The organism is Candidatus Accumulibacter contiguus, assembly GCF_012940005.1.
In the GTDB taxonomy this organism is placed as follows: domain Bacteria; phylum Pseudomonadota; class Gammaproteobacteria; order Burkholderiales; family Rhodocyclaceae; genus Accumulibacter; species Accumulibacter contiguus.
Genome location: NZ_SPMX01000166.1, coordinates 1 through 1111 on the forward strand (window position 1 = coordinate 1; position 1111 = coordinate 1111).

Sequence of the window (1111 nt, forward strand, 5' to 3'; positions counted from 1 at the left end):
CGCTCCAGAAGGTAGAAAAGCCGGATCGAGTCGTCGTGCATTTGCCCGCGGCCCACTGCCACGCGTGCCAAGGCCCCCTGGGGGAAGCGACGATGGCCGAGAGCCGGCAGGTGTTCGATCTGCCGCCGTTGCGCTTTGAGGTCACCGAGCATCAAGTTTGGGCGGCGACCTGCGCCTGCGGCGAGGTGTGCCGTGGCGAGTTCCCGGAAGGCGTTTCTTCGCCGGTCCAGTACGGGCCGGCGGCGTTGGCGGCAGCGGTGCATCTGACGCAACACCACATGATGCCGGTGCAACGCACGTCGGAGCTGATGGACGATTTCTTCGGACTGCCGATGGCCGAAGCCACGGTACTCGCCGCCTCACAGGAGGCCGGGGTCCGGCTGACGCCGACGGTGGGCACCATCGGCCAGGCCCTTCAAGTCGCCGATGTCGCGCACGCCGATGAGACCGGGCTGCGTGTCGCCGGCTCGCTGCACTGGATGCACGTCCTGGCGACCACACTGCTGACCTGGGTCGCCTGCCATGCGAAACGCGGCAAGCAGGCGTTCGATGCCCTGGGAATTCTGCCCGGCTTCCTGGGCACCCTCATTCACGATGGCTGGGAAACCTTATCGTGACCTCCTCTGCAAGCACGGTCTGTGCAATGCCCATCACTTGCGCGAGCTGACCTACCTCTTTGAGGATCTCGGGCAAGCCTGGGCCGGCCGCATGATCGATCTCCTGCTGACGGCCTGTCATGAGGTCGGTCAGACCGGTGCGCCGCTGCCGGAATCCCGCCGGGCGTTCTTCCTGTCCCGCTACGCCGACATTCTCAGTGAAGGGGAAGCCCTCAATCCCCGGGCTCCACCCTCGGGCAAACGCGGGCGTCCCCGGCAAAGCAAGGCGACGAACCTCCTCCTGCGCTTGCGCACCTACACCGACGATGTCTGGCGCTTTGCCACGGATCCCGGCGTTCCGTTCACCAACAACCTGGCCGAGCAAGCCGTGCGCATGTCCAAGGTCAAACAGAAAGTCTCCGGCGGCTTCCGGACCAAGAAGGGGGCCGATGCCTACTGCAGTCATTCACTCGTATCTCGCAACCATGCACAAGCAGGGCGCCAATCTCTTCCAC

At 65.1% G+C, this 1111-nt stretch carries 2 protein-coding genes; both read left to right on the plus strand.

Features of this window, described 5'->3' with window-relative positions:
* Nucleotides 1-617: IS66 family transposase (locus tag E4Q08_RS23990; protein ID WP_211203556.1), on the plus strand; the 617-nt coding region annotated here is incomplete at its 5' end.
* The coding region (locus tag E4Q08_RS23995; RefSeq protein WP_169072250.1) for an IS66 family transposase at nt 595-1111 on the plus strand (517 nt) is incomplete at its 3' end. The genes E4Q08_RS23990 and E4Q08_RS23995, both read left to right, overlap by 23 nt.